This window comes from Calothrix sp. NIES-2098, from assembly GCF_963875125.1.
In the GTDB taxonomy this organism is placed as follows: Bacteria; Cyanobacteriota; Cyanobacteriia; order Cyanobacteriales; family Nostocaceae; genus Aulosira.
On record NZ_CAWNKJ010000001.1, the window covers coordinates 1524950 to 1548799 of the forward strand.

Annotated in this window: 24 protein-coding genes and 1 pseudogene; 11 read left to right on the plus strand and 14 right to left on the minus strand. The window is 46.6% G+C overall.

Going from position 1 to position 23850, the window contains the following annotated elements; genetic code table 11:
• Positions 1-69: 69 nt before the first annotated feature.
• A complete protein-coding gene (gene dhaL / locus AACU33_RS06350) occupies positions 70-699 on the minus strand; it encodes a dihydroxyacetone kinase subunit DhaL (protein ID WP_096587600.1) in 630 nt (209 codons plus the stop codon).
• A 128-nt stretch (positions 700-827) separates the two neighbouring features.
• On the opposite strand from dhaL, the gene AACU33_RS06355 reads away from it, so the two are divergent.
• The gene (locus AACU33_RS06355) at positions 828-2843 is read left to right on the plus strand and encodes a glycosyl hydrolase family 28-related protein (RefSeq protein WP_096587602.1); all 2016 of its coding nucleotides are present in this window, start codon (positions 828-830) and stop codon (positions 2841-2843) included.
• Positions 2844-2863: 20 nt separating this feature from the next.
• Here AACU33_RS06355 and dhaK read toward each other — a convergent pair whose 3' ends face one another.
• Entirely contained in the window at positions 2864-3937 is a 1074-nt protein-coding gene (gene dhaK, locus AACU33_RS06360; protein WP_096587603.1) for a dihydroxyacetone kinase subunit DhaK, read from the minus strand.
• Between the two features lie 481 nt (positions 3938-4418).
• On the opposite strand from dhaK, the pseudogene AACU33_RS06365 reads away from it, so the two are divergent.
• Together AACU33_RS06365 and xisF are read left to right on the plus strand one after the other, a co-directional pair.
• Positions 4419-4811, plus strand: a pseudogene (locus AACU33_RS06365) (MBL fold metallo-hydrolase); the annotation flags it as partial.
• Between the two features lie 44 nt (positions 4812-4855).
• Positions 4856-6445, plus strand: coding sequence for a fdxN element excision recombinase XisF (gene xisF / locus AACU33_RS06370; protein WP_096587605.1), 1590 nt, complete (start codon positions 4856-4858; stop codon positions 6443-6445).
• Positions 6446-6674: 229 nt separating this feature from the next.
• Here xisF and AACU33_RS06375 read toward each other — a convergent pair whose 3' ends face one another.
• Both AACU33_RS06375 and AACU33_RS06380 read right to left on the minus strand, forming a co-directional pair.
• On the minus strand, positions 6675-9512 hold the full coding sequence (locus AACU33_RS06375) for a DUF3854 domain-containing protein (protein ID WP_096587606.1): 2838 nt from the start codon (positions 9510-9512) through the stop codon (positions 6675-6677).
• 498 nt (positions 9513-10010) lie between these two features.
• On the minus strand, positions 10011-10310 hold the full coding sequence (locus tag AACU33_RS06380) for a hypothetical protein (RefSeq protein WP_096587608.1): 300 nt from the start codon (positions 10308-10310) through the stop codon (positions 10011-10013).
• 399 nt (positions 10311-10709) lie between these two features.
• On the opposite strand from AACU33_RS06380, the gene AACU33_RS06385 reads away from it, so the two are divergent.
• The 6 genes from AACU33_RS06385 to AACU33_RS06410 are packed head-to-tail and all read left to right on the plus strand — an operon-like array spanning position 10710 to position 15473.
• Positions 10710-11894, plus strand: a complete 1185-nt coding sequence (locus AACU33_RS06385; RefSeq protein WP_339375794.1) for a hypothetical protein — start codon at positions 10710-10712, stop codon at positions 11892-11894.
• The gene (locus AACU33_RS06390) at positions 11863-12069 is read left to right on the plus strand and encodes a hypothetical protein (RefSeq protein WP_096587611.1); all 207 of its coding nucleotides are present in this window, start codon (positions 11863-11865) and stop codon (positions 12067-12069) included. The genes AACU33_RS06385 and AACU33_RS06390 overlap by 32 nt, the downstream gene beginning before the upstream one ends.
• Positions 12059-12322 carry a hypothetical protein gene (locus AACU33_RS06395; protein WP_096587612.1) on the plus strand — a complete coding sequence of 88 codons (264 nt, stop codon included), beginning with the start codon at positions 12059-12061 and terminating at the stop codon, positions 12320-12322. The genes AACU33_RS06390 and AACU33_RS06395 overlap by 11 nt, the downstream gene beginning before the upstream one ends.
• A 36-nt stretch (positions 12323-12358) precedes the next feature.
• Positions 12359-12811, plus strand: a complete 453-nt coding sequence (locus tag AACU33_RS06400; RefSeq protein ID WP_096587613.1) for a hypothetical protein — start codon at positions 12359-12361, stop codon at positions 12809-12811.
• A gap of 4 nt (positions 12812-12815) precedes the next feature.
• Positions 12816-13523 (plus strand): hypothetical protein, encoded by a 708-nt coding sequence (locus AACU33_RS06405; RefSeq protein WP_096587614.1) that lies wholly within the window; start codon positions 12816-12818, stop codon positions 13521-13523.
• 12 nt (positions 13524-13535) lie between these two features.
• Positions 13536-15473 (plus strand): hypothetical protein, encoded by a 1938-nt coding sequence (locus tag AACU33_RS06410; protein ID WP_096587615.1) that lies wholly within the window; start codon positions 13536-13538, stop codon positions 15471-15473.
• 154 nt (positions 15474-15627) lie between these two features.
• Here AACU33_RS06410 and AACU33_RS06415 read toward each other — a convergent pair whose 3' ends face one another.
• Together AACU33_RS06415 and AACU33_RS06420 are read right to left on the minus strand one after the other, a co-directional pair.
• Positions 15628-15837: a hypothetical protein gene (locus AACU33_RS06415; RefSeq protein ID WP_096587616.1), complete on the minus strand. Its 210-nt coding sequence runs from the start codon at positions 15835-15837 to the stop codon at positions 15628-15630.
• A 188-nt stretch (positions 15838-16025) separates the two neighbouring features.
• A complete protein-coding gene (locus AACU33_RS06420) occupies positions 16026-16259 on the minus strand; it encodes a hypothetical protein (protein WP_096587617.1) in 234 nt (77 codons plus the stop codon).
• A gap of 449 nt (positions 16260-16708) precedes the next feature.
• Here AACU33_RS06420 and AACU33_RS06425 point away from each other — a divergent pair, with 449 nt between their 5' ends.
• Both AACU33_RS06425 and mobF read left to right on the plus strand, forming a co-directional pair.
• Complete coding sequence (locus tag AACU33_RS06425; protein ID WP_096587620.1) at positions 16709-17164, plus strand: DUF6876 family protein; 456 nt, start codon at positions 16709-16711, stop codon at positions 17162-17164.
• Between the two features lie 330 nt (positions 17165-17494).
• Complete coding sequence (mobF, locus tag AACU33_RS06430; protein WP_096587622.1) at positions 17495-19318, plus strand: MobF family relaxase; 1824 nt, start codon at positions 17495-17497, stop codon at positions 19316-19318.
• Between the two features lie 158 nt (positions 19319-19476).
• Here the strand turns inward: mobF and AACU33_RS06435 are convergent, their stop codons facing one another.
• The 8 genes from AACU33_RS06435 to AACU33_RS06470 form a co-directional block, all read right to left on the minus strand.
• Entirely contained in the window at positions 19477-20031 is a 555-nt protein-coding gene (locus tag AACU33_RS06435; protein ID WP_339375795.1) for a hypothetical protein, read from the minus strand.
• Positions 20000-20272 (minus strand): hypothetical protein, encoded by a 273-nt coding sequence (locus tag AACU33_RS06440; RefSeq protein ID WP_096587624.1) that lies wholly within the window; start codon positions 20270-20272, stop codon positions 20000-20002. The genes AACU33_RS06435 and AACU33_RS06440 overlap by 32 nt, the downstream gene beginning before the upstream one ends.
• Entirely contained in the window at positions 20269-20433 is a 165-nt protein-coding gene (locus AACU33_RS06445; protein WP_339375796.1) for a hypothetical protein, read from the minus strand. Before AACU33_RS06445 ends, AACU33_RS06440 begins: the two co-directional genes overlap by 4 nt.
• 3 nt (positions 20434-20436) lie before the next feature.
• A complete protein-coding gene (locus AACU33_RS06450; protein WP_096587626.1) occupies positions 20437-20748 on the minus strand; it encodes a hypothetical protein in 312 nt (103 codons plus the stop codon).
• Entirely contained in the window at positions 20745-22499 is a 1755-nt protein-coding gene (locus AACU33_RS06455; RefSeq protein ID WP_096587627.1) for a type IV secretory system conjugative DNA transfer family protein, read from the minus strand. Before AACU33_RS06455 ends, AACU33_RS06450 begins: the two co-directional genes overlap by 4 nt.
• A gap of 23 nt (positions 22500-22522) precedes the next feature.
• Positions 22523-22936, minus strand: a complete 414-nt coding sequence (locus tag AACU33_RS06460) for a hypothetical protein (RefSeq protein WP_096587629.1) — start codon at positions 22934-22936, stop codon at positions 22523-22525.
• Between the two features lie 36 nt (positions 22937-22972).
• On the minus strand, positions 22973-23392 hold the full coding sequence (locus AACU33_RS06465; RefSeq protein ID WP_096587631.1) for a hypothetical protein: 420 nt from the start codon (positions 23390-23392) through the stop codon (positions 22973-22975).
• Positions 23393-23460: 68 nt separating this feature from the next.
• Positions 23461-23820 (minus strand): hypothetical protein, encoded by a 360-nt coding sequence (locus AACU33_RS06470; protein ID WP_096587632.1) that lies wholly within the window; start codon positions 23818-23820, stop codon positions 23461-23463.
• Between the last annotated feature and the right edge of the window lie 30 nt (positions 23821-23850).

Sequence of the window (23850 nt, forward strand, 5' to 3'; positions counted from 1 at the left end):
AGGGAGACAAGGGAGACAATTAACTATTGACCGTTGACTCTTGACTCTTGACTCTTGACTAATGACTCTTTAATCTTGCACTACCGCCAACAAACATTTCAACATCAAATAAGCAGAGGTAGCCCCTGGATCTTGATGTCCGATACTGCGTTCTCCCAAATAGCTCGCCCGTCCTTTTTTCGCTAGCATTGGCGTTGTATCTTTCATCCCTTGTTCGGCGGCGGCTACTGCTTGTTGCAAAGCTGTCACTTTATCTTCACCTCCACTCACAGCCTGTTCAAAAGCCACCACTGCTGGAGATAGTACATCCACCATTGTCTTATCTCCCAGTTGGGCTTTACCACGCTGAAGTACGCCGTTTAAACCGGACTGAAGCAATCTCAGTAAATCTTGCTCAGTCAGTTCTTGCTTACCAGCCATATCTGTACTGGCGCGTAAAAACCAAGTGCCATAAAGAGGGCCGCTTGCACCGCCAATACTAGAAATCAAAGTCATGCTGACTGTTTTTAAAATGCTGCCAATGTCCTTATTTGCAACTGTCGGTAACTGAGCGATCGCCTTTTGGAAACCGCGATCCATATTAATACCGTGGTCAGCATCACCAATAGCTGCATCTAATTCCGTCAAATACTGTTTATTTTGTGTTATTTCAGCAGCAAACGCTTGTAACCATTGCAGAATCTGTTCTCTACTTACCATTTGTTACCTCTTGTAAGTTTGGTAATATTGGCCAAGGTATCGTAGCAATATATCCGAATTTTTACGGCTATGTTTGTTTAGCTGATGTAAGAGTAGGAAGTAGAAATTAGCCAAGGGAATATGCATTTATGATTCGTATTCGGGCATTAGTCTTAAAACTACTCCCTTTATTATTCTTAATAACTTTCCTAACTACTACATGCGTTGACCCTAACAAAAATAGTGAAAATCAGATTGTTGCTTTTGGTGCGGCGATCGCTAAACCGAAAGAGAAGATTACTTTTCCCCAGAATGCAGGTGTCATTAATGTCACCTCTCCAGAATATAGTGCTATACCTAATGATGGTCAGGATGATACCGAGGCTATTCAAAAAGCGCTGAGTAAGTTTCCTGGTGGGGGACGATTTATCTATTTACCGAATGGCGTGTATAACATCTCTAATTCTCTGCATTGGCCCACAGGTAAGCCTTATGCCTCCGACTATAAGCGAACTATTCTGCAAGGCGAAAGTAAAGACGGTGTAATTATCCAACTCCAGGATAAATCTCCTAACTTCCAAAATCCCAAGCAGCCTAGACCAGTTATCTCGACAGGTTTTGACCCCGATCTCAATTCCAATTCGGAAAATTTCAAGGCAAGTCTGGTAGCGCAACGGTTCGGTAATTCCGTGAGGAATCTCACTATTAATATCGGGAAGAATAATCCTGGCGCACAAGGACTCAATTTTGCCGCGAATAATCAAGGAGCAGTACGCAGCGTTAAAATTATCTCTGCTGATAGACAGGGAACAACTGGTCTGGCAATCACTCATGGTGAAGTTGGCCCCTTACTAGTGGAAGATGTTGAGATTGTCGGATTCAATAACGGCATACTCACGAACAACAGTATTAACAGCCTGACGTTGCAGAACATTACAGTCCGCGATCAAAGACAAGCAGGTATCTACAATGGCGGACAAGTAATGAGCCTTGAGGGTTTTAGTAGTTTTAATTCCGTACCAGCAATTATCAATGGCAAAAATCCCAATCAAGGCTACGATCCCGGAAGTACGTTAACGCTGTTGAACGCTAAACTCATCGGTCGTGGCAAAGCAAAAACTCTCTCCGCCATTACTTCTACAGGGTTTGTCTATGCCCGAAATGTAGTATCTTCTGGCTATAAAAACATTTTCTTCAGTAACGGGCACGGTACTACCAAAACTATCGCCAAAGCTGTAATTGATGAATTTACCTCTGACTCTATTGTTTCTGCGTTTCCTTTACCAAAGCGAACATCAAAGAGATTGCAGAAGGCATCGCTTCAACTACCGATTAAGCAATTTCCTAAGCTAGCTTGGGAGAATCCGAAAACTTGGGTAAGCGTAGAGAAGTTTGGTGCAAAACCCAACGATCGAAAAGATGATACAGCTGCTTTCCAAAAAGCTATAGATTCTGGCGCAACTACAGTATTTGTACCACAAACGGGAAACTTTACAATTAATGGATCTCTGCGACTTAGAGGTAAAGTACGAAGATTTATCGGAACTGAGGGATGGATTGACGGTAATGGAGAGATAGTTGTAGAAAACGGCAGTCAACCAACCTTGATTGTTGAAAATTTCTTGATTCAATATGGCACAAAGGTAACATGGAAAAATGTTTCTAATCGCACCGTTGTTTTCCGTAGTATCTCAGGGCTTGACTTAGAAAGTAAAGGAAAAGGCGATCTATTTATTGATGATGCTGTTATGGGTAAACTGAGATTCCTCAACCCCGATCAACACATTTGGGCACGCCAGCTAAATCCTGAAGGAAAAGCTGAAACTAATGTCATTAATAGTGGCGCTAAACTTTGGATTCTAGGATTAAAAACAGAGCAAGGTAAAACAAAAATTGAAACCATCAATGGCGGCTCAACCGAACTTCTCGGTGCTTTTATTTACGCGGTAGAACAGCAAAACCCAAAAGATCCGATCTTTCGCATTGTCAATTCTTCTGGTTCTTTTGCTGGCGTTGCTGAGGCATATTACGACCAAGATACCTATCAAATCTGGGTTGAAGAAACACAAGGCAATACTACCAAAACAATTACAAGATCCAACCTGCCAGATAGATGGACTGCTAACGGAAAGGTAATGGTACTATATGCAGGCTCTGAAAAGTGACCCAAGTAATCCAATTAAGATTAAAAACCCCAACGCAAGTTTGGCGTTTTCACTGGTGTATCCCATAGCCGCAGCATTTCATCATCTAATTTCAAAAGAGTAATGGAGCATCCTTGCATTTCCAAAGATGTGATGTAGGGGCCGATGAGATTGCGTACAATTTGCAATCCCTGCTGTTCGCAGATTTGTGCCAGTTTGCGATAGACGAGATAAAGTTCGGAAATGGGAGTACCACCCATACTATTAACAAAAGCTAACACGCGATCGCCTGCTTTTAATGGCGGATCTATCAGTTCTACATCTACCCATTCCCCTTGAGTTTCATCCCATTCTCTAACTGTGCGGCTATAGCCTGTATCATCAATAATCGATCGCGCTAAACTCTCGGTAATCTCATCTACTGTCTTTAAAGCAATGCGTTCTCTACCAGGTTCGCCGTGAATCCCAATACCAATTTCTAATTCGCGATCGCCTAATGTAAATGTTGGTGTACCTTTAGCTGGTACTGTGCAGGAAGTTAAGGCTATTCCCATACTTCGTCCATGCAAATTTACCCGACGACATAAATCTGCTATTTGCGGCAAATCATAACCCGCTTCAGCGGCTGCACCACAAATTTTCTCTGCCAATACAGTTGTGCCTACACCCCGCCTTCCCTGAGTATAGAGGCTGTCTTTCACTGCCACATCATCATCAATCAAGATATTCAGCACGCGAATACCTTCACTTTGAGCTAATTCTGTCGCCATCTCAAAGTTCATCACATCGCCACTGTAGTTTTTGACGATATAAAGGATACCAGCCCCACCATTAACTTGCTGGGCAGCTGCGAGCATTTGGTCGGGGGTAGGCGAAGTGAAAACCTCTCCCGGACAAGCCGCATCCAGCATTCCTCTGCCAACGAAACCAGCGTGCATCGGTTCATGTCCGCTACCTCCACCAGAAATAATTGCTACCTTTCCTTGTACGGGTGCATCGACTCGGTAAACAAAAGTGGGGTCGTAACTTACTCGAATTAAATCGCCATGAGCCGCCGCCATACCTGCTAAACTTTCTTTAACAAAATCTTCTGGCTTGTTAATCAGCTTTTTCATCGTTCTTTACTTGTTGAAAGTACTACAACCCAGTATCAAAAACTATACTAATCAGATAAATATGCGTTCAGGCCGTTTAGTTAAGGAAAATTATCTGTTGAAGCACAGCAATATGCATCCATCGGCAGTTACTTCTTTCTTGTTCTCACGCTTGCGGGAATTACTATCAAAGCTAAAAAATGCTACATCGGTTAGATTTTTTTATGTTTTTTGTTACGAATTGATTGTCAAAAACAAAATGTTATGTATGATAGTTTTGGATTTTAAATTATGCCAACAAATATCAATATTTAATACTTTATACTAGGAATAAATTTGATTTTTTAGTATATTTTTTGAGTTAAAAAATATGCTGAAAAAGAGCAACAATTGCTACAAGTTGGTTTTTACAAAAACTAACCTTGATTACAGCTTAAAGAAATAATTATCGGGACAATGGGTGCAGACAAAAATACTGTTGTTTTGCGCTCGGAGACGAATAATGGTAGCGATCGCAGAGAACGTTCAGCATCGGCTAACTATACAAACTGTAGAAATTGCCCCTAACACAACGGCGATTCGCTCTCTTGATTGGGATCGCGATCGCTTCGATATCGAATTCGGACTGCAAAATGGAACGACTTACAATTCCTATCTAATTAGGGGCGAGCAAACAGTTTTGATTGATACTTCTCACCAGAAGTTTCGCGAACTGTATTTAGAGACGCTCAAAAGTATTGTAAACCCCAAGACTATTGATTACATTATTGTCAGCCACACAGAGCCAGATCATAGCGGTTTGGTGGAAGATGTGCTTCAGTTAGCGCCGAGAGCCACTGTATTAGCTTCTAAAATTGCATTGCAGTTTTTAGAAGGCTTAGTGCAAGCCACGTTTATAGTGTAAAGTAAGTTTTGTCGTCGAGACAAAGATTACTGTGTATGGATGCTGCGGATTTTGAGTCGTGGGGGTATGCGAGAGTATCGACTGATGAGCAAGCGCAGGACAAGGACGCGCTTCTCAAACAAATGCAACGGTTGAGAGACACTGGGGTGAGTAAAATTTTCTTTGATATTGATAAACGTACCAAGCATGACCGCAAAGGGCTGTTGAAATTAATTAAAGCCGTTCAGGAACTCCCCGCTCACCACAAGGTCAAATTCTTAACCTTTACCCGCATCGATCGAGTTGCCGCATCACAAGTAATCTTTTACAAACTTATCAGTGAACTGCAAAAGAAAAAAATAAAACCAATTGCCTTAGATGATCCCTTCGACTTAGATTCAGTCGGGGGAGAATTAACCGTTGATATTCGCTTAGATGTCGCCAAGCATGAAGTGAAAATGCTCGGCTTACGAATTCGTAAAGAGCGTGAACTCCGGCGCAAAGAAAAGAAGAGTAATTTTTATGCGCCGTTTGGGTACAAAATTAAAGCAGATAAATATGTATTTAATAACGATCCCTGCATTTGTCTGCTTGAGACCAAGCAAGAGTTATCGGTGGTGGACGTGGGGCAGCTTGTAGTGAACACCTTTTATCAGGTGGGCAGCTGCACCCAAACCGCAAAAACCTTAAATGAGTTATTTGGTATCACGTCAAAATGTGCGGACAAATATGTTAAAAAATCCGGTCAGTACTCACTTGATGAAGATGATACGCTGACCCTAAAAACAATCAAGAAAAAAATAGATGAAAAGTCTTATGCAGGGCTGCGTTACCCCCACGCAGGGCTGAGATGGACGGCGACAGGCGTTCGGGATTGGTTAACAAATCCTGTGCTGGCAGGCGGTACTCCGTATGGAACGCTGAACGAAAATGGAAGTAAAAAGTCATTCGATGACATTAGCGTGTTTTGGAACACCCACGACGACCAAACCTTAATTACCTTTCAACAACACCAAGAGATTAAAGCCATTATTCGCGGGAATCGCAAAAATTCGTGGGCATCACACGGGAACAGCGATCCACAAAAACTCAATATTTTTCAAGGGCTAATAGTCTGTGCACACTGCCATGCCAGATTCGTCAAGGTGGCAACCTATCAAAGCAGAAGAGATAACAGATTCAAATCATATTACCAATGCACCTACTATTTGAAAAATGGGATGTGCCAGCATAAAACGGCAATCACTAATTTTGAGTTGGAAGACCAAATAGTTGACTTTCTTGCCAAGGAAGCAGAACGCCTTGCGGTGTTGGGGGAACAACCCAGCACCCCCGCCGCAGACAGTAAAGAAGTACTAGAGTTGCGATCGCAACTGCAAACGCTGGAGTCTATTCCTGGTCATAACCCCGCAATTGAGACGGCCAAAGAGGAGCTACGCCTGCAAATTATTGAGCTGCTTGATAGTGACGAAAGAACCAGCCACGCGCAGCTGATCAGCCGAGAACGGATTATCGCTGCCTTCCGCAACAAGGATTTTTGGAAAGGGATACAGAACCCTGTGGACAAAAAACGCCTGCTGCGGGAGTGCATTATGTGCGCGGTGGTGAATGAGGGGAAAGTGGTAGAGGTACGGCTGCGAGTGTAGCTGACTTCTTTTGTCCTTCAGCTGCTTGTCGTGCTTCATAGTCACACACTAAGCGTGCAATCATTTCAGCAATTGACTCAACTCCTTCATAAGAATGATGCATAGTATTCAAGGATTGATTGCTATATAACGATAAATGGCTGCCAAAAGAGGTGCAGTAGCGTAAGACGCGATCGCACGGTATGAAACTTTTCTGCGTGATCCAAAAGTCGTGTGTTGATGGCGCGGATCATATGCGAGGCTGTAGCCAATCCTCCCATCCCACCGTGTAGGTGCGTTCTCTCCACTCCCCACGTTTCTTAAAACTAGCCTTCACTACTGCTTTTACAAAAAACCCAGACTCAAAGACTATCTCCTGAAGCACCCCGTTACGCCAGCCTTGCACTTCATCATGCTGAAACCGTATCCGTGTGCCAGGGGTAAGTTCACGGAGCCAGGAAGAAGAACACGGTGGGGTAGTCGTAGGCGTTGCTTCTTGTAAAGAGTGAGCTTCGCCTACCGTAGGCGTAGGTGACACCTCAGATGGTGAGTGGTCGTCACTCGCCATAACGCCTATAGCATCAAGGGTTGAGGCTTCATCATGACACCTATGACGACCTTCTCCTATTGTTTCCTTAGAATGCAGTGGTATTGTGCTGTCTTTGGAAGGCAACACCGTAGGCGCTTTCCCTACCGCAGGTACTTCTTCTTGATAATTTTTTTCTTGGAAAAGGTCGTCATGCCCGTCACTTTCCTTAACTGATAAGGGTTTTAAGTCGTCACTCAAGCTGTCATTGGGGTTGTCAGGGAACGGGAGCAGGGTGTCATACAGTCGCGGCTCCCCTTCACGCCGTAGGCGAATGCCGTAAAAGCCACGGCGGGTGCTGCGAATGCGGCGGACAAACTTTTTCCCTAACACCTTCTGGCACATTTCTTCTAGCTCAGGAGCAAAGTTATTGAGGCTTTTGCCTTGTAGCCCTGTCTTGCGGCAGAAATGGTGGTAGGAGCCAAAGAGCGTACTACTCTGGGGGTCATATGGAGCGGTTTGCCACTCATCCTTGTTATTACCCCCTTGAGTAAACGCCCCTTCTTCAAAGACGAGACACTCATCAATCCAGGCAGCGATAGAATCCTGACGTTGTGCCATCTCCCAAAACGCAGCGGTGACTTCTCCACTACTGGGACGCTCATCGCGAAGTACCTGGTTAATGCGATCGTTGGAGATGCTTAACAGGTAACGGGTAAACGCCGCAAGTTCTGGAGCAAAGAGCGCATCAAGGTGTTTCTCTTGGGTTGGTTGGTGGGTACAGTTAATGACTAAGGCGCGGCGCTTCATCCAGCTTCCAGCCCCCAATAATGCTGGCGCATTGGCGGTAATTAAGGCTAATCCTTTAAAGATAAAGTTAAACCCATCTTTGTAGAGCCGCTTGGCAGTCAGCTCATCTTGCCCCGTTAAGTTCTTAAAAAACTGTAAGCCACTAGTCACCTTATCTTGGTCAGCAAAGACGGCTAATTTTTTATTGATCAGTCGTGCACAATCATTTTTATCAGCGAGCTGCTCAATCTTTCCTGCCCAGGTGTTACGCTCACCTAACACCTGCTGTAACAGGCGCGTGTAGGTGCCTTTGCCACTGCCGCCTGTGCCGACCATGTACAAAAACTTCTGTAAATCGTAGCGCCCCCGCAGGACTGCGGCGGCAAAACAGAGCAGTAACTCTTGATCAGTAGGGTGGGGCCACCCCTCTTCTAACCACGCTCGAATCTGCCCCCAATCGGCAACAAGTGGCGTATGGTACTTTCTTGGTAAACACCACGTGAGCCGATTGTCTGGCGAGTGTGGCGCAAAGTCTCCCGTCTCAATCGATACAATTCCATCAACAAAAGGCAGTATCCCTTCCCGCTCATCCCAAGAAAAGGTGACAAGCTCTCGGCTTAAGAATTTACGAATGTTGACAATATAGGCATCGCTGCCATAGCCCCGAATATCGCGTGCTTGAAGGAGACGCTGAATCTGGGTGTCGATGTAGTGGTCATTTACGGCACTCCATACGCCTTCTTGGTATAGCTCATACCACATCCAGGTTTTATGCGCATCATTCCATAGGAGTTTTCCTGTATAGTCTTCGGCAATCGAGGTAGCGAAAATATCTGGTTTGGGAATGCGTGGGGCTGGCTCGCCGTAGTCACGATGAAATTGTCGCTCAAGGCGTTGCAACGCCTGCTGGTACCTCGTGTCAAAAAGTGCACTGCCACCGCCCACGATAACATCATCGATGCCTTTACCTTCTGCGGCTGTCCATAGAAGATCGTCTACGTGGCAGTGCACGTCACGTAACGCACTGGTTAACCGCCGTTTTCCAAGGGTGACTGCCTTAATTGCACTTGGTTTCTCATCGCGATCAAACCCAAACAGCCACTGACTTTCTTCAGAGGCAAAGGTGTGTAGATCTGGTTTAAGGTACGGGGCAACGCGCCTACCGTGGCGATGAGTGCCTACTCCACAGGTACAGCCATATAAGGCAAGACAGAGATACCCTTCTGAGAGCGCCGCTAAACTTTTCTTAGCTCCTTCCGTAAGCAGTCGGGGAATGGGGGAAGAGCGTGCCCACTCCCAAAAGCTTCCCTCAAGTGGCACCTCCACCTCATAGCGATCGCTTATCTTCTGCCGAATCGCTGAAGGGAGAGGAGGTAAAAACAGGTGATCGCCATTACCTTTTGGTGCACTATAGCAATACGGGCGCTGTTTCTGGTCATCCCAGATGCTCACGATTGCTTGCCACAGGGAGCCATCTTCATTGCGGAAAAAGGCAGCATACAGTGGTGCGGTATCTAACGAGTGCCGAAAGCGGCGCAGTTCCCAGCCTAATTCTTCGTGAATGGGGGTGACGGCATCATGCCCTGCCGTCACTTCTAATGCTTCATGGAATTCCACACACGCTTCAAAGAGTACTGGGTCAATCCCGCTTTTTTCACAGCATAATTCACGAATAAATTCCTTAAAGGCGTCAAGCGTAGGAAAACTCGTAGGAGACGCAGACGCAGAGGAGAGCGCAGCAGATTCAACGGACAGTGTCGCAGGTGCGGACATGAGAGACTCCTTCCCCGCACACACAAGCGCTCTTACGTAGCAAATGCTATCTTCCTATGAGCCAGAGAGAAAAGCCAACATTCCTGTTCTTTGTCCAGATTGAGCACGATACCGTTGAAAGAAGAGAGTATGGTGAGGAGAGACAAAGAATAGTATGTCGCGTTTTACTCCTTGACTGCTACAATACAAGAAGAAATAGCATACGACCGAGCTAGCACTCGTGTATGCAAGTTTTATTCATAAAAGGTTAACTGTAAGTATAACTCCAGAGGACTTCTTCCGATGGAGTTATATCCGTCTTTAGGACTAAATATGTCTAAAGTGAGATTGGCTAAAGCGTTCACGCCTGAGGAAGAAAGAGTACGAGCCACTTCTTTGCACACGAGGGAAAGTGCGTAAAAAGATTGTTTAAAGTATCAGTAAAGGTATGGATACGCCAGCACCCCATCCATGATGAAGAGCAGAGGTTGGCAGTTTCTCTTCTTGCACACAATGGGGTCATTCCTTCCCTTCAGCACCTAGGTCGTCTAACTCGTCGCTTGCAAGGGGGGCATAGGTGCCATCAAGGAGTTGCTGCCACATCTCTTCAAAGGAAATCTGCCGTTTTCGTGCGAGGTGTTCGACCATGCGGTGGCGTTTCTCATCGCGTTGCTGCAACATAGCGCATAAAAGGCTATGTGCTTCTTGCGGGACGGTACGATTTTTTAACGCCGCTTCTATCCGCAACATATCGTTATAGTACTCGCCTAAGTCAGGAATTTGTAAGCGTCGCGATCTCGCCATTAGTTCATCATGCATAAAGAGTATTCACCATTTATTCTAAGGTGACCAACGGGTGATTCCACGGTGAATCAGTGGCACAGTTCTTCTATGTTCCACGCTGTGCCAAGTGTCTCTATTGAATCAGATATGAGTCCATTATGAATCAAGAATGATTCACTTGTGCTATAGTCAATAGTAACACTATCGACACTGGCTTATTGACAACAAAGCCACCGATGACAACTGATGACCGTGCACCATGCTGTTGCAGTGCAACGTTGCAGAGGTACTGTTGCAACGGTTGCATCATGGGTGCACGCCTGCAACACCCCGTTGCAACTGACATAACCGTGTGTTGCCGCCGTGCAACATGCCGCAATCTTTTGTACCACCATATACATTCTTCACACGGAAGCACCGTGTGCCAGTATCGACATGAGTAATGCCATTGACGATGCCCCAGAAGTGCCGCCGAAGCGAACGCGCACCACACGGCCAAAAACGTACCTGTACTGTGTGATTGACGCGGGGCGCTCCCGCATTAAGTTTCAAGCCAGAACCACCACACGCACCACGCCAGTGATGACGTTAGATTCACTGGTCTGCCCTGTGGAAAGTGTTCCCTACGGGGAGCGCGGCGCGTTTAGTATGGCGCGAAGCGTTGATGATCAGCAGAACGACATCGTAGAGCATTGGGTCGTCGGCAGTAGTGCTCGCTTTCAGGGAAAAGACTTTGTGAGCATGACGGAGCGAGCAGACCATAAAGTCGCTTATTTTCCGGTATTAGCGTTAGGGGCGATTGCCTCGCTGCCTTATTTAGACGAGTTTTCTACAGGCACTCATAAAAGGAAGCGCACACTCCATATTCATCTCTCAACCCTTTCGCTTGCTTCACCGCGCACCTTACATGCAGCTATTGAGCAATGCCGCTGGATTGTCGTTGATGGGGTGAAGTATCGGCTTTCGTTTTCGCGAGCAGGGTGTGTAGGCTTTCCTGAAGGCTATGGTGCCGCACTGTTTACCCAAGAGCGCCTACGTTACGTAGGCGTAGCAGTGTATACGTTTTATACTTTTGATATCGGGTTTGGCACTGCCACACTCACTGAGTATGACACGCTTGGCACCTTGCCAAAACGTGGCATGTGTCACCCACATGGCGGTGGTGGGATTGCGACGTTACTGCGAGTTTTTGCCGAGCAGCTTTCAACCGTTGATGCTGCGCGCGTCATGCGCCCCTCACAGATAAAAGACATTCTTGAAACCGCAACCCTTGATGAACAAGGAGTAATTCACGCCTACACGGCGGAAGGGCACGATATTGGTGACGTATTAAGCGTAGCGATAACGCAGTGGATAAAGGATTCTCCCCTTACCTACGCTCTTGAAACCTTAGCGACCAGTGGGAGGCGCTACCCCATCACCTTGTGTGGTGGTGGTTTTGCGATCGCGCCCGTGCGAATGCTCGTAAGAGAACACCTACGGCAGTCCGGTATTCCTGATGAGCATGTCTTCATTCCTGAAGAACCTGGCACTGTCGCCTTAGCTGAAATGCACCACCTCTTTTCACCACCGAAGGATTCTCCTCATCATGAAGCTCGACACACAACCGATGCGGCTTAATTACAACGTGCCAGTGCACTTAGTGCCAACGATTAGGCTCATTGCAGAGACCCACGGGGTAACGCCTGCCTACTGGCTCCGACAAACCCTAGAGAATGCCGTGAACGCCTATCAGCAAGAACACGCTCATTCACTACCTCTCTATATAAAAGGAGACTGCGGTCATGGGCTATAAACCATTAGGGTATTGGGGCTGTAACCATACCATCAAGCTTATTGCCGATATTGCTGAAACCTGGGGCGACAATTTAGAGCGCCTGACGGAACCAGATGCACTGTGGTTGATAAGCCGTATTGCCCATGAAGCGTGGATGCAGCATGAAGCAGACGTGCCACCCAGTGGTGAAGCCGAGGAAGTGGTCAACCGCCTCTATGAGCTGTCACTCACGCAGAAAGAAGCCTTATTAAAAGCGATCGCTAATTCTTAACGTATTGTGGGGCGGGACTGTCCCGCCTAAATCACGATGTATCGCAAACAATGTAGCCTTGCCTTACTAGGCGGTGCCATCAGTGTGCTGCCACTATTTCTTCCCTTTGGGGCACGCCTTGCCGCCTACGTGAAGGCTGAACACCAAAAGGTACAGATCCAATTGGACGCTCGCATGGTAGAAGAGAGCGAGTCCTTAAAACGCCTACGGATCAAGGAACGAGAGACGACAAGCACTGCACTTGCTCAATCAGGCGTTATGCCAATAAGCCAGCGGCTTAGGATTACCAATTACCTCGATAGCAGTCGTGACCCCCGTCCTGATACTACGCTTTACCAGCAAGGCGAAACCGTGACGGTGTACGATGCCGCCGGACGGTGCATTGGTGAAATTGCTGATGGGGTATGGAAGTGGAAACGTGTACCCGCCTACGGTGACATTTGCCAGGGAGTGAAAGCAATACAAGGAGTGAGCACAAGGAGGAAATAATGAGATGGCATTAGGTGCAAATAAAGGTGAGGGAGGAAGTAGAGAAAGCTCCTCTCAACAGAAAAAACGAAGCGTAGGCGAACTGATTGATGCGATTGCAAAAGTAGTCGTGTTCGTGCTGGGGTTTCCCATTCGGTTTGCCGCCGCAATTGTGAGCCAATTTGTGAGTAACGGTGGCACAGGGCGTGCCGTCGTGGGAGGTACACTTTTTTTAATCGGTGCCGCGGTGAGTACGGATAGTGTGTGGCAGACCGTGTTTGGACAACCTGCACTTTTACCCTGGTTTGAGCCGTCCTGGTCATGGCTTAACGTTCCCTACGCCGTGTTTAACCCCTTCTTTTACGTCGCATTTCTCATCGCCGTAGGCATTCAAGTGTTAGAAGCGTATACGCTGCGAGGAAAAAACCCCGATAGTGCGCGAAGAGATCTGCAAGATCATATGCAGTATGACTTAGAGCAAAAGCCACAAGGCAAAATAGACCTCGTAGGCGAAATCTGGCGGGATTACAAAACGGCGGGAATGCGAGATCGCCACTCTATTGGATTTACGGCGCTCTTTATCTGGGGCTTTGATATTGTGAGCACGTTTGCCGCGCGAAATCCTTGGCAGTCCACCGTACCCACCATGATAGTAGGCTGCATTCTCTTTAATATCTGCACCATGCTTGCCGGAGAAATTGGGTACAGCATTTGGCGATTAACCAAAGATTAGGAGGAAGAGGTAATGACTGAACTACCTCGTATCACCACCAAAGAAACAAGTCATTTACGCGATGACTATCCCAGTCTTTCACACCTTGAAGCAGGTAATGTCGCAGAGTGGTTGCAAGAGCGAAAAGAGCAGCTTGTAACGCGAGCACGCCGTATAGAAGCTGACGCAGATACGACACGAGTGGTTGGGATAGTTGTCACGGGGGCAAGTCTGATTTTTTATGCCGTAAATCCCTTAGTTTTTGTTGGTGGACTAGTAGGCGGTGCCGCATGGCTGTGGTTTGTCGTCGAACACTTTAGCCGCACCAAGGAGTTTGCGCCTCTGCCATTTGTACGTGGCAATATGGTCGATGCCTTGGCGAGAATAGGCGACTACGACGCACGCCATGCGTGGGAGGAAAATCACCTCGCTGGTACCATTACCTTTTTACCGCGCTATGAAGCAGAAGAGTTTGTCTTTCTCTACAGTGATAGTAATTTTGAGCAATTAACGCAGTATTTGGTACAGACTGAGTCAGGGAAACGCTTTCACGCCTATAGGTGGCTCTTAGGGTGGTATACCAAGCTTAAAGGAAGAGGATTACCTACCTACGACAATTTACACACCTATTTAACCACCGTGCAGATTGATTCTCGCGTCAATGTGGCAGAAGTACAGCGGGTACAGCAGTATCGACACGCGCAGACTGAAGCGTTTCAATTGCCTGTGAGTTCTACGGTGGATATTTACTCGCTGCCGCCTTCAGATGAAAGAGCACAGACCGCCATTCCCACACCTACGGAAGAGGCAAAAGCATTCCATGAAACAGAGAGCACGCACACGGTACAGGTACAAAAAGCCCTTCTTCACCTACCCCTCCCTGCACGAGCAGAGAAGGTGATAGCACTTCTCCAACACGACGGGTTTGACCTCACCAAATGTGTGCAAGACCAGATCACAGTCATTGCGGGGAATCAACGGGGCGGCAAAGGTACGTTAATGGCAATGCTGGCGGTGGTAAGCCAAGCGGTAACACCAACGCTTAAGGTGCATTATTTTACAGCCGGAGGCGACGTGTACCCGTTTCAATGTGAGCGACTGGTGTGCCGTTTCTCTTATCCTGACGTAGACGGCAGTGACGCTGATGCACAGGTAGCCAAAGCGTTATTCACGTATCTGAAGCAGATGGATAACGCCGCAGATGGACAGTATCAAGACGTGCTGCTCGTCATTGATGAAGCCGTCGCACTCTCAAGCTACCTTGCACCTGACCAGCGCGAGTGGATGATTAAATTCTTATTTACTCGTGCCAGTAAAAAAGGTGCACAGATATTTATTGTGCTGCATGGCAAGAACTTATCATCCTGGGTCGGGAATAAAACCGCAGGGATGGCGGAGACGTTTAAAACGGGCGCTGCCTTTATCGGGTGTGAGGCGACCAGCGTGCAGGTAGCACCGCTGAAGAAAATTGCCGTTGCCACAGGGCACTACTTTCTGACTGATGCAACCAATTTTGAGCGATCGCTTGAAGAAATTGGCACCGTGCCGCAATGGTTAAAAGAATGCAACCATCCCCTTAACGGGCAACCCGATCCAGCACGAACGCTGCTTACCTTTTTCCCTGAGTTACACGTACAGGATGTACAATCGCTTGCACGTACAAGCTCACACGGGGCGTGTTTTTCAATAATGGATGAGGTAAGTAAGCTTGAAAGCCTGTTCCAGCTAGACACAGCGCACCCAGACGCTGAAGCGGTAGCAGTAGTGAATGAGGAGTTCCTCCACACGGTGATTACCATCGTTACCAGTGCGGCAAGTATACCCGTCAGTTTTCATGCCATTAGAAATAGTCGTCGCTGGGAAGGTAACAACCCTAGTGTACGAACGTTACGCCGTGCCCTGGAGCAGCTCGTTAGTGAAAAGCGGGTGAAGGGAAACGAAAAGGACGGGTACTACATTGAAGCCTCATAGATAAAAAAAAGCCAACAAATAGTTGGCTTTTTGAGTACGATGAATCTGTTTATTATTTGTATGCACTACAGTAGTAGTACTGGTCATTACAAAGAAAAGAAATTAAAAAAGGTGTACCTAAAAAGGCAACCTTAATAATAGAAACCATAATTTTTTAAGGCACAAGTGGATGTATTTCCCCTTCACCCGCAAGACGGTTAGCAATCCAATATATGCCTACATGGTGAAATTCACTACGTGTGTGTAAGCGTATCACTTCTTCACGAATACGCGCACAGTCTTCTTCACTTAATTGTGCGCCGTGAATCCCACAGTCACGACGAATAAAGTCATCTGTTAAGTAAGCCAACGCATCATGTTGCATAGTCTTGACTGAGTTTTCTATAGGTACACCGTTAAAAACCTAAGAAGATGCACGCTCCCTTACAGACTGTAAAGGAAAAGTGCAATTGTACGCACAATTAACTACCTAAAGAACATAATAGTTCGTATGATTATACTAATGCTCTGTGAGGCTACACATTAACGCCTATAGGCTCAATATTGATAGGCTTACTCTTCTAGTTCTTCTGTAGTTTTAGCACCTACTTCCTCTTCTATCATCTCTAAAAACGCCTTTGCACTTAACCCAGAGTAACGCCACAGCCTAATAAGTTTATCTAAATTTACTGCTTTCTTAGCATTTTCAAAATGTAGATAATGCTTACAATCATAAAAGCCTAATTCTTTTGCTATTCTGTAGCCTGTAACATTTTTAGATTCTCTTATTTTTTTTATAAATTCCATAATATCTACCTACAATTGAGTGAGTTCAATAATTGAAGCGAGTGATACATTTGCACCCTTGCGGGTGCAGGATTTAATTGAATTTTTTTCAAAAACGTAGGTTTTTTTCTTCACGAAGTATTGACTATTGGCATAATCGCCAATAGGCTTTCTAACATTGAAGCAAGACTTCAATATCACTATTTAACAACTTAGTACGGGTAGATTTTTATGGAGGGAGAAGAGAAATTTAAACATTCGCCTAATCACATTAAAGAATTAAACGTAATGTATTTTTCAGCATTGACACACTCAAGAAAAAAATTTCAAGACGAAGTAGTTAACTTTCAAAAAGCAACTACTGAACGATTGGACAATGTAGAGAAGACTACACAAAGCTTGCAACTATTATATGTAGTGCTTCTCTTTCTTGTCACGTCAATCCTTATAAAAACAATAGGAAGTTTAGTATGGTAAAAAATATTGAATTAATCAAGAGTGAAGCGGAAACAAAACAAGTAAGTCAAAAAAAACTTAAATCTGAGCTTGCTCAATTCTGGGGTACCACAATGTATTATAAACACCCTTTATTTCCTTACTTTTTTTTGACTGATGGCACCCATTATTTACGAGAAGAGGCAAAATGTCATTGGCTGTTTGATCGGATTGCCGTATTACAACGCGATCCAGCAATTGAATCACACCCTAAGCTACAAGAAATTCAATTTTGGATCTTAAAAGTACGGGCTAATAAACACGCAACACTCGTGTGCGAGTGGGACAAAGGCCAAATGGTGCTTGCAGACTTTATTCCCTACACAGACTTCCCGTTAGCTGCAATAAAGTTGTTTGTGCAGCCGCTCTATCTCAATCCTGAGAGTGCCACTCGTTCGGGCTGGGTCTGTCACCTTCCGAGCGAATATTAAAAAAGTCGTCTCCTAGTTATCAACAGCCTATGGCTGTTGATAACTAGGAGGAAGTTTCCCACAATCGCACGGCTACGACCCCTTTGTCGGGGGTCTTCGCCTCCGGCTCATGTGGAAAACTTGTATTTTCTGTAGTGTCTATTCGGCGAACGTTCGCCGAATAGGTGCCGAATATTCGGCGACTCCCGCACGCGGTAGCCGCCGAATATCCGTTCTTTTTTTAGGTTATTTTTTTCTTTTTTATATAAATAGGAGCCGAACAAGGTTCGGACACATTTGCATCAAGATGCCTCTATTTTAAAAGAATACAGCACGTGAAAGGGGCATCCTATGAACTCCATCGGCATCGTTCATGCAGGGCGCGAAGACTACTACAACAAGTTAGGAAAAGAAGACTACTACACCAGTGAAATTGACCCCAGAGGAAGTTTCCACGGGAGAGGCGCTGCTCGCCTTCGCATTGAGAACACCAAGATTCAACAGCAAGACGAACGCCTCAAGCATTTATTTCAAGGAAAATCCCCTGATGGCACCACCACCCTTCGTCAAGGTGCCTACCAGTCCAGAGACTACACCATCTGGACATACACTAATCCCGACACCCAGAAGGTACAGACCTTTCGCTCAGAAAAATATATTCCTGAGGCATTAAAAGACAAGGTGACTGAAACGAAAAAAACCTACCGATCTGTTGTCGGCTACGATAACGTGATGAGTGCGCCTAAGGATGTCTCCGTGCTGTGGAGTCAAGCGCCCAATAATGCCCTGCGCGAACAACTGCACCGTATGCATATACGTGCCGTCAATGACGCGATCGCCTACTTAGATCAGCACGCTTGTTACACGCGGGCAGGGCATAACGGTACTACCCACGAAAAAGCAGAAGGTGTATTTGCTGTATTCCACCACACCACAAGCCGAGAGCTTGACCCGCAATTACACAGCCATATTCTTATGCTCAACATTGGCTTTAATGAGCAGGGTGAGGCGCGCGCCTTAGATGGGAAAAAAATCCTTGAGCAGCGCTATGCCGCAGGCATGGTCTACCAAAATGCGCTCCGCCGCCAATTAGAGCAAGAATTAGGCGTCAACACCTACAATCGCCCATTTGAAAAAGGAAAAGGCATTACCTTTGGCATCGAAGGTATCTCTACCGATCTCTCGCGTGCCATGAGTACGCGCGCACAGCAAATCGAAGCGCGAATTACACCTCAAATGTCAGGGGCAGAGGTTCGTGCAGAAGCGTTAAAGTCAAGAAAACCCAAAGACTTACAGGTAAATACCGCGCAGCTCTTTGCGAAGTGGCAGCAACAAGGTAACGACTACGGGTTTCGATGGGCAAAAGTCGTCAATCGCCAACACCGTCAAGAAAAGGTAGATATACAGAAGCTACACCGCTCAATTGCCACGTCACTCCAGTGTAAACAGAAAGACCGCCCCCTACGAGAATCACACCTGTTTAATGCTGTCTTAGGCGCATCCAAGGGCAGACTCTCAACTGAACAGGCACAACAGCTTGTAGACACCTATAAAACGCAGTACCTACGTCCGGTGACGGTAAATACTTTAGTCAAAGAACGCGCCGCAGACAACCAACCGACGCGCTATGAGGTAGACGCACAAGAAACCTGTTATCAGCTCAATGCGGAAGGGAAAAAACTAGTCGAGTATAAGTCACTCCAAGAAAAGTTATGGTCAGGAGCCAAGACCGTCATCACCTGGCATCAACAACAGCGGCGTAAAGTTCGTCAACAAGAATACCTCAAGAAGAAAGCAGACCACCGTCAGTTTAACCGCCGCATGACGATGCTCTATGCCACAGGCAGCATTACCCGTCGCCAATACCTGCAATTCACTCAAGGCAAAGGCTTACCACAGAGTGAATTTAGCATCACGGTGTATCAAGCCTTTGGATTAATCTCCAAAAAACAGGCGGATTATCTCCGTCAGAAACCACACTATGCCGCACAACGGCAGCAGCGGCTCTTAGCGTGGGAGCTACGTACCAACAGAATCTCAGTAGAAGAATTGGAGTCAAGGAAGATAACCGGACTTACGCCAGCGCAGGTAAAGGAGGTGATTGCTAAGGTGACGGAGCAAAAATCCTCATCTGCCTCACGCGGCTACGAACGTCAACGCGAACGGGAACGGTAGATATCAAGTGCATAGGAGCGTAGGAGCATCAAGTACACAATGTATCTATTAATTTTTATGTGCATCATCCGGTCATAAACGATAACACCTAAAAGGTTATATCTTAACAGCATCATACCTACGCACCAATGACGTAAGTATGATGGTTAACCTATTACTCATTCTTCCTCTACATTCACTTCATCATCCACTTCCTCCTCATGTTCCTCCTCGTCTTCTTCTCCTGCGCCTAATCCGCCTACGTTAGGTACAGTATAGGAAGCTACATCATAATAATCAGTCCGTTGCTGTGTTCGCACATTCTCTTCATAGTCAACAAATGACTGATGAAATTCCCCCGATTGAATCAGGGCAATAAACTCTTGCTCCACTATGAAGGGAATAAGCGGTAACACCTTTCGTACTGCCTCGCGTGCTTCTGCCTGCATAAATCCTTTCACTGTCTGCGCGACGGCATCGGTGAAAAGAGTTCCTCCAGGAGACGCTGACGGAGGCGGCGTTGCTTGCGCGTTGCCGACGCCAAAATGCTGCCGTATTTCTTTACTGCTATAGCCTTCTTTTCTCATCTGTTCGGCAACATCAAAGATTGAGTGAATCTCCTCATCGGTAAACACGCTTTTTTTCGTGTTGAGGCCACAATCTTTTAAGTGCTCATGGAGCGTTGAATTCCCGAGGTGATACTTATCGCGTAGGTTTTTCTTCGTGTAAGGCATAGGTGGGTAACGTCTTATGTAAAGAAACATTTATCGTGCGTAAGCCAAAGTACTGCGCTACCTCCTCCACGGTGTGCCTTGCCTCAAACAGTTGGCGCGCCAATTGAAAGCGGGTGGTAATTTCTTCGGCGGTATACTTCCTGCGTGCGGTGGAGAGGCCACAGGCTTTTAAGGTACGGTAGACCGTGGTATCAGCAATCTTATACTCGCGCGCTAAGTCTTTTTTCGTGTAGTAGGTCATTCTTTCCTCCTGCGCTCAACCATCATGCCAAAGATGGTCATTTCTTCGACGGTGTACTTCCTGCGCGCCGTGGAGAGGTCACAGGCTTTTAAAGTACGGTAGACTGTGGTGTCAGCAATCTTAAACTTTTGCGCTAAGTCTTTTTTGGTGTAGTAGGTCATCACTTAATCATGTTGAAAGGTTAAGTTATCTAAAATACCTGGCATTATTTTCCCGATGAAAAGAAATTCATCCATGAATATATAGGTGGGGGTAGTGGTGTGATTGAGCGCGTGTGCGCAAAAGTACTGCGCTACCTCCTCTACGGTGTGCCGTGCCGCAAACAGTTGGCGAGCGACTTTAAAGCGGGTGGTAATTTCTTCAGCGGTGTACTTCCTCCGTGCAGTGGAGAGGCCACAAGCTTTTAAGGTGCGGTAGACCGTGGTGTCAGCAATCTTATACTCGCGCTCTAAGTCTTTTTTGGTGTAGTAGGTCATTCTTTTTCCTCGCGCTTAAACATCATGCCAAAGATGGCTTCTAGTTCTTTTTCAATCAGTGCTAAGGTTTCTACCCGTAGGGCGTACTGGAGTGGATCGTCAACGTTTAAAAACTCTTCTCGCCACGCCGTATTATTCACCGTCTGTTGTACCTGTTGGTACGTGTGTGGTGTCTGCTGTTTTGTCGGTGACGGCATTCTCAAATACTGGGCGGGTTTTTGGATCATGCCTGGCACGTTGGCTTTACGGGGGCGTAATGTTTCAATGTCTTTCCCTGATTTCCAGCAGCGATAAAACATGCCACGGGTAAACGGAGAGAGAAAAAAGTAATGAAGCCCGTCATAGTAGCTTGTATCAGGCATATCCATAAAATCACTGGTAATAAAGCGGGTACGCTCTACCAGAGCTTCGGCACTCCCCATAGACGCACCTTGTGCCGTGCGCTGGCTGCTGGCATGGGATTCAAAACAGCGCTGGGTGCCCGCAAGTTTGACTGACCACTCGGCAGTCGTAGGCGATTCAGTGCGGCATAAAATTTTAAAACTACAGTTATTGGCGATCGTCTCTGCCCCATACACGCCGTACTGATCCATTAACTGCTCAATGCCTTGGCAGGTGAGATACAGCGACACCCCTTTACTGCGTTGAAAGGTTAAGACATCTAAAATGCCAGGCATTTTCCCGATAAAAGGAAATTCATCCATGAACACAAAGGTATCAGGGTATTCCTTGCTTCCTGGACGAGCATTGTAGTGATTGACAAAGGTTTGAAACATCGCCCGCATAATCGGACTGGATGATTTTTTCGCCGATAAATCTTGGCTAATCACCACAATGCCTTCGCCTTGCATAAACTCCTTAATGGAGAACCAACGCTCACGCGGTGTGTAGTATTGATGAGCGGCGGCGGTCTGAAAATGGAGCATCTTAAACAGTACGCCTAAGAGCACCCCATCACGAGTTTTATCGGCATTTCCCTCAAGAAGGCGCTCGGCGATCGCGGTGCCAAATTCGGTATGGCGAAGTATTTTTGCTAATTCAGGGGCACGTGCTAAACAGGCATTGTAAATATCAAACAGTCCCCACTTTCCAGGTTGCTGCTGCTCATAGTACTCAGCACTGCCGATAGCGATACCTTGCTCTCCTTGTGCCCAAAACGGATCGCCTTGGTCTGGTGTCGGCAGCAGTATCTCCATCATTTCCATAAGATACTCAAGCCGCCCGTCACAGTCTTTGGCGATATCCCAGGCGTAGCCTGCCACACCACCTTCTGGGTGGATGGCGCGATTATCACTGATGTTGAGGTAGTACAGTGGCACCTGCTGCTGCGTTGCAAAGTGGGCGGCAATCGGGAGAAAGTCCCCTTTGGTGTCAAACAGCACCACCTTTACCCCAGAGCCTTTTTTACAGTGCGAGAGCGCCCAGGCCATTGAGATCTCTAACAACAGAGATTTACCAGAGCCAGAGGTGCCAAGGCTTAAGGTGTGATGCTTTAAGCGATCGCGGGGAATATAAAAACCGCCGTAGTAGAGAAATTCATTTAATTTCCAGTCTTTGACTAATATTTCTGGTTGCTGAATGACGAAGGGAAGGTTGGGGCCACGCACAGGCGGGGGGACATCCAGCAGGTGGTCAAGGGAGGTATCGCCTTGTAAATACTGGTGTCTTTGCGGGGGGTACTGGGCGGGATTGATTCGTTTTAGTTGATTATTGCGTGGAGAGTTCATCTCACCGCGTCCGTAACGTTGCATAGGCTACACTCCTTACCTACACGTTATTCGTAGGTTTTTTTAGGTCGTTGATATTGCTCTGGAGATATTTGATTTTGCCTCGCTTGCTCTTCTCCTGCTTGTGCTGCCTGCTCTGCTTCAATGTCTTCTTCCTCCTCACGCAGCGACAGCATTCCGCGATACTCATCAATATTGTTATGGAGGCGCTCAAGCCGATTATCAATCAACACAAGGTAGGCTAAATCGGGAATCACCAGGGCAGCCCCCACGAGGAGTGAGGACAACAGCCAGCGTTCTTCAATTGCCATACGCCACGCTTTACTCACCAGATGAAGGTTAGAGTAGGCCTCTCCTGGCATAGGAGGCTTTACTCCGTAGGCGACAAAGACAATCCCAAAGACAATGACAGACATTAGTTGTGCGACAAGCGTTGTTTCTGGATGGTAGAGTACTCTCATAAGAATTGCTCACGATAATGGGTAAAGAAAAGGTTGTTACGAGGTGACACGGGAGTAGTTCACCACACATGCTTCAAGAAACCCCAGCGATGCATAGGATATAAAGAGAAAGGGAATAAAGCGTGCAATTGCTATGTAGCGTAAGCTGCATATAAAGTCATAGATGATTGGTGCGCTCGCATCACATTCAGGTCTATCTCGCCACTGATATAGTTTTAGATTCACCATCGTTCTTGTCTGCCGTACCACGGCAAAATCTGATGCTGCTTCTGTGATGAGGAAGAGGTAGCCCAGTATCACCACAATGCCAAAGAGTAGTTGCGTCTTCTCTATCTGAAAAAATGGTCGTGTGATCTCCTTAAAAGGACTCATCAACAGGCAATACAACAGCAGTGAACCGATAAGGGCAACGCCAACGTAGGCGCAAGCTCGAAAAAGACGCTCTTGTTCATTCATAGGTACACAAGCAAAAAAGGATATCTGCGTTTTAAGAGAGAAAAATGAATTACCTGGTAAGGTAGCGCTTAGGGGTACGGTTTTTTAGGTCGCCGATACTGCTCAGGGGATAGCTGGTCGTGAAGACGCGCTTCTTCTTGCGCTTGCTCTTGTCGTGCACGTTCCTCTTCTTCCTCAATGGCGCGTTGCGACATAATGGCGCGGTAGTCCTCGATGTTGTCATGTATCTGATCGAGTCCAGTTCCTATGAGGTGGAGATGGCTCAGTTCACTGATAAGTAGCGCGGCACCCACAAGGAGGAAGGACACAAGCCAGCGCTCGGCAATCACATGGAATAAGGCATCGAATTGAAAGAGTGACAGCACAATCACACCAAGGAGCGAATACATGCACACTCGGGTGTTTTCTTCATTATTAAACAGTTGCATTCCTACCCTGCCTTTGTGGTAATGGTACGT

Bases quoted from the DNA above. Each gene is read 5' to 3' on its own strand.
- dhaL (WP_096587600.1), bottom strand. From the start codon at position 699: ATGGTAAGTAGAGAACAGATTCTGCAATGGTTACAAGCGTTTGCTGCT.
- AACU33_RS06355 (WP_096587602.1), top strand. From the start codon at position 828: ATGATTCGTATTCGGGCATTAGTCTTAAAACTACTCCCTTTATTATTC.
- dhaK (WP_096587603.1), bottom strand. From the start codon at position 3,937: ATGAAAAAGCTGATTAACAAGCCAGAAGATTTTGTTAAAGAAAGTTTA.
- xisF (WP_096587605.1), top strand. From the start codon at position 4,856: ATGGATGCTGCGGATTTTGAGTCGTGGGGGTATGCGAGAGTATCGACT.
- AACU33_RS06375 (WP_096587606.1), bottom strand. From the start codon at position 9,512: ATGTCCGCACCTGCGACACTGTCCGTTGAATCTGCTGCGCTCTCCTCT.
- AACU33_RS06380 (WP_096587608.1), bottom strand. From the start codon at position 10,310: ATGCATGATGAACTAATGGCGAGATCGCGACGCTTACAAATTCCTGAC.
- AACU33_RS06385 (WP_339375794.1), top strand. From the start codon at position 10,710: ATGAGTAATGCCATTGACGATGCCCCAGAAGTGCCGCCGAAGCGAACG.
- AACU33_RS06390 (WP_096587611.1), top strand. From the start codon at position 11,863: ATGAAGCTCGACACACAACCGATGCGGCTTAATTACAACGTGCCAGTG.
- AACU33_RS06395 (WP_096587612.1), top strand. From the start codon at position 12,059: ATGGGCTATAAACCATTAGGGTATTGGGGCTGTAACCATACCATCAAG.
- AACU33_RS06400 (WP_096587613.1), top strand. From the start codon at position 12,359: ATGTATCGCAAACAATGTAGCCTTGCCTTACTAGGCGGTGCCATCAGT.
- AACU33_RS06405 (WP_096587614.1), top strand. From the start codon at position 12,816: ATGGCATTAGGTGCAAATAAAGGTGAGGGAGGAAGTAGAGAAAGCTCC.
- AACU33_RS06410 (WP_096587615.1), top strand. From the start codon at position 13,536: ATGACTGAACTACCTCGTATCACCACCAAAGAAACAAGTCATTTACGC.
- AACU33_RS06415 (WP_096587616.1), bottom strand. From the start codon at position 15,837: ATGCAACATGATGCGTTGGCTTACTTAACAGATGACTTTATTCGTCGT.
- AACU33_RS06420 (WP_096587617.1), bottom strand. From the start codon at position 16,259: ATGGAATTTATAAAAAAAATAAGAGAATCTAAAAATGTTACAGGCTAC.
- AACU33_RS06425 (WP_096587620.1), top strand. From the start codon at position 16,709: ATGGTAAAAAATATTGAATTAATCAAGAGTGAAGCGGAAACAAAACAA.
- mobF (WP_096587622.1), top strand. From the start codon at position 17,495: ATGAACTCCATCGGCATCGTTCATGCAGGGCGCGAAGACTACTACAAC.
- AACU33_RS06435 (WP_339375795.1), bottom strand. From the start codon at position 20,031: ATGCCTTACACGAAGAAAAACCTACGCGATAAGTATCACCTCGGGAAT.
- AACU33_RS06440 (WP_096587624.1), bottom strand. From the start codon at position 20,272: ATGACCTACTACACGAAAAAAGACTTAGCGCGCGAGTATAAGATTGCT.
- AACU33_RS06445 (WP_339375796.1), bottom strand. From the start codon at position 20,433: ATGACCTACTACACCAAAAAAGACTTAGCGCAAAAGTTTAAGATTGCT.
- AACU33_RS06450 (WP_096587626.1), bottom strand. From the start codon at position 20,748: ATGACCTACTACACCAAAAAAGACTTAGAGCGCGAGTATAAGATTGCT.
- AACU33_RS06455 (WP_096587627.1), bottom strand. From the start codon at position 22,499: ATGCAACGTTACGGACGCGGTGAGATGAACTCTCCACGCAATAATCAA.
- AACU33_RS06460 (WP_096587629.1), bottom strand. From the start codon at position 22,936: ATGAGAGTACTCTACCATCCAGAAACAACGCTTGTCGCACAACTAATG.
- AACU33_RS06465 (WP_096587631.1), bottom strand. From the start codon at position 23,392: ATGAATGAACAAGAGCGTCTTTTTCGAGCTTGCGCCTACGTTGGCGTT.
- AACU33_RS06470 (WP_096587632.1), bottom strand. From the start codon at position 23,820: ATGCAACTGTTTAATAATGAAGAAAACACCCGAGTGTGCATGTATTCG.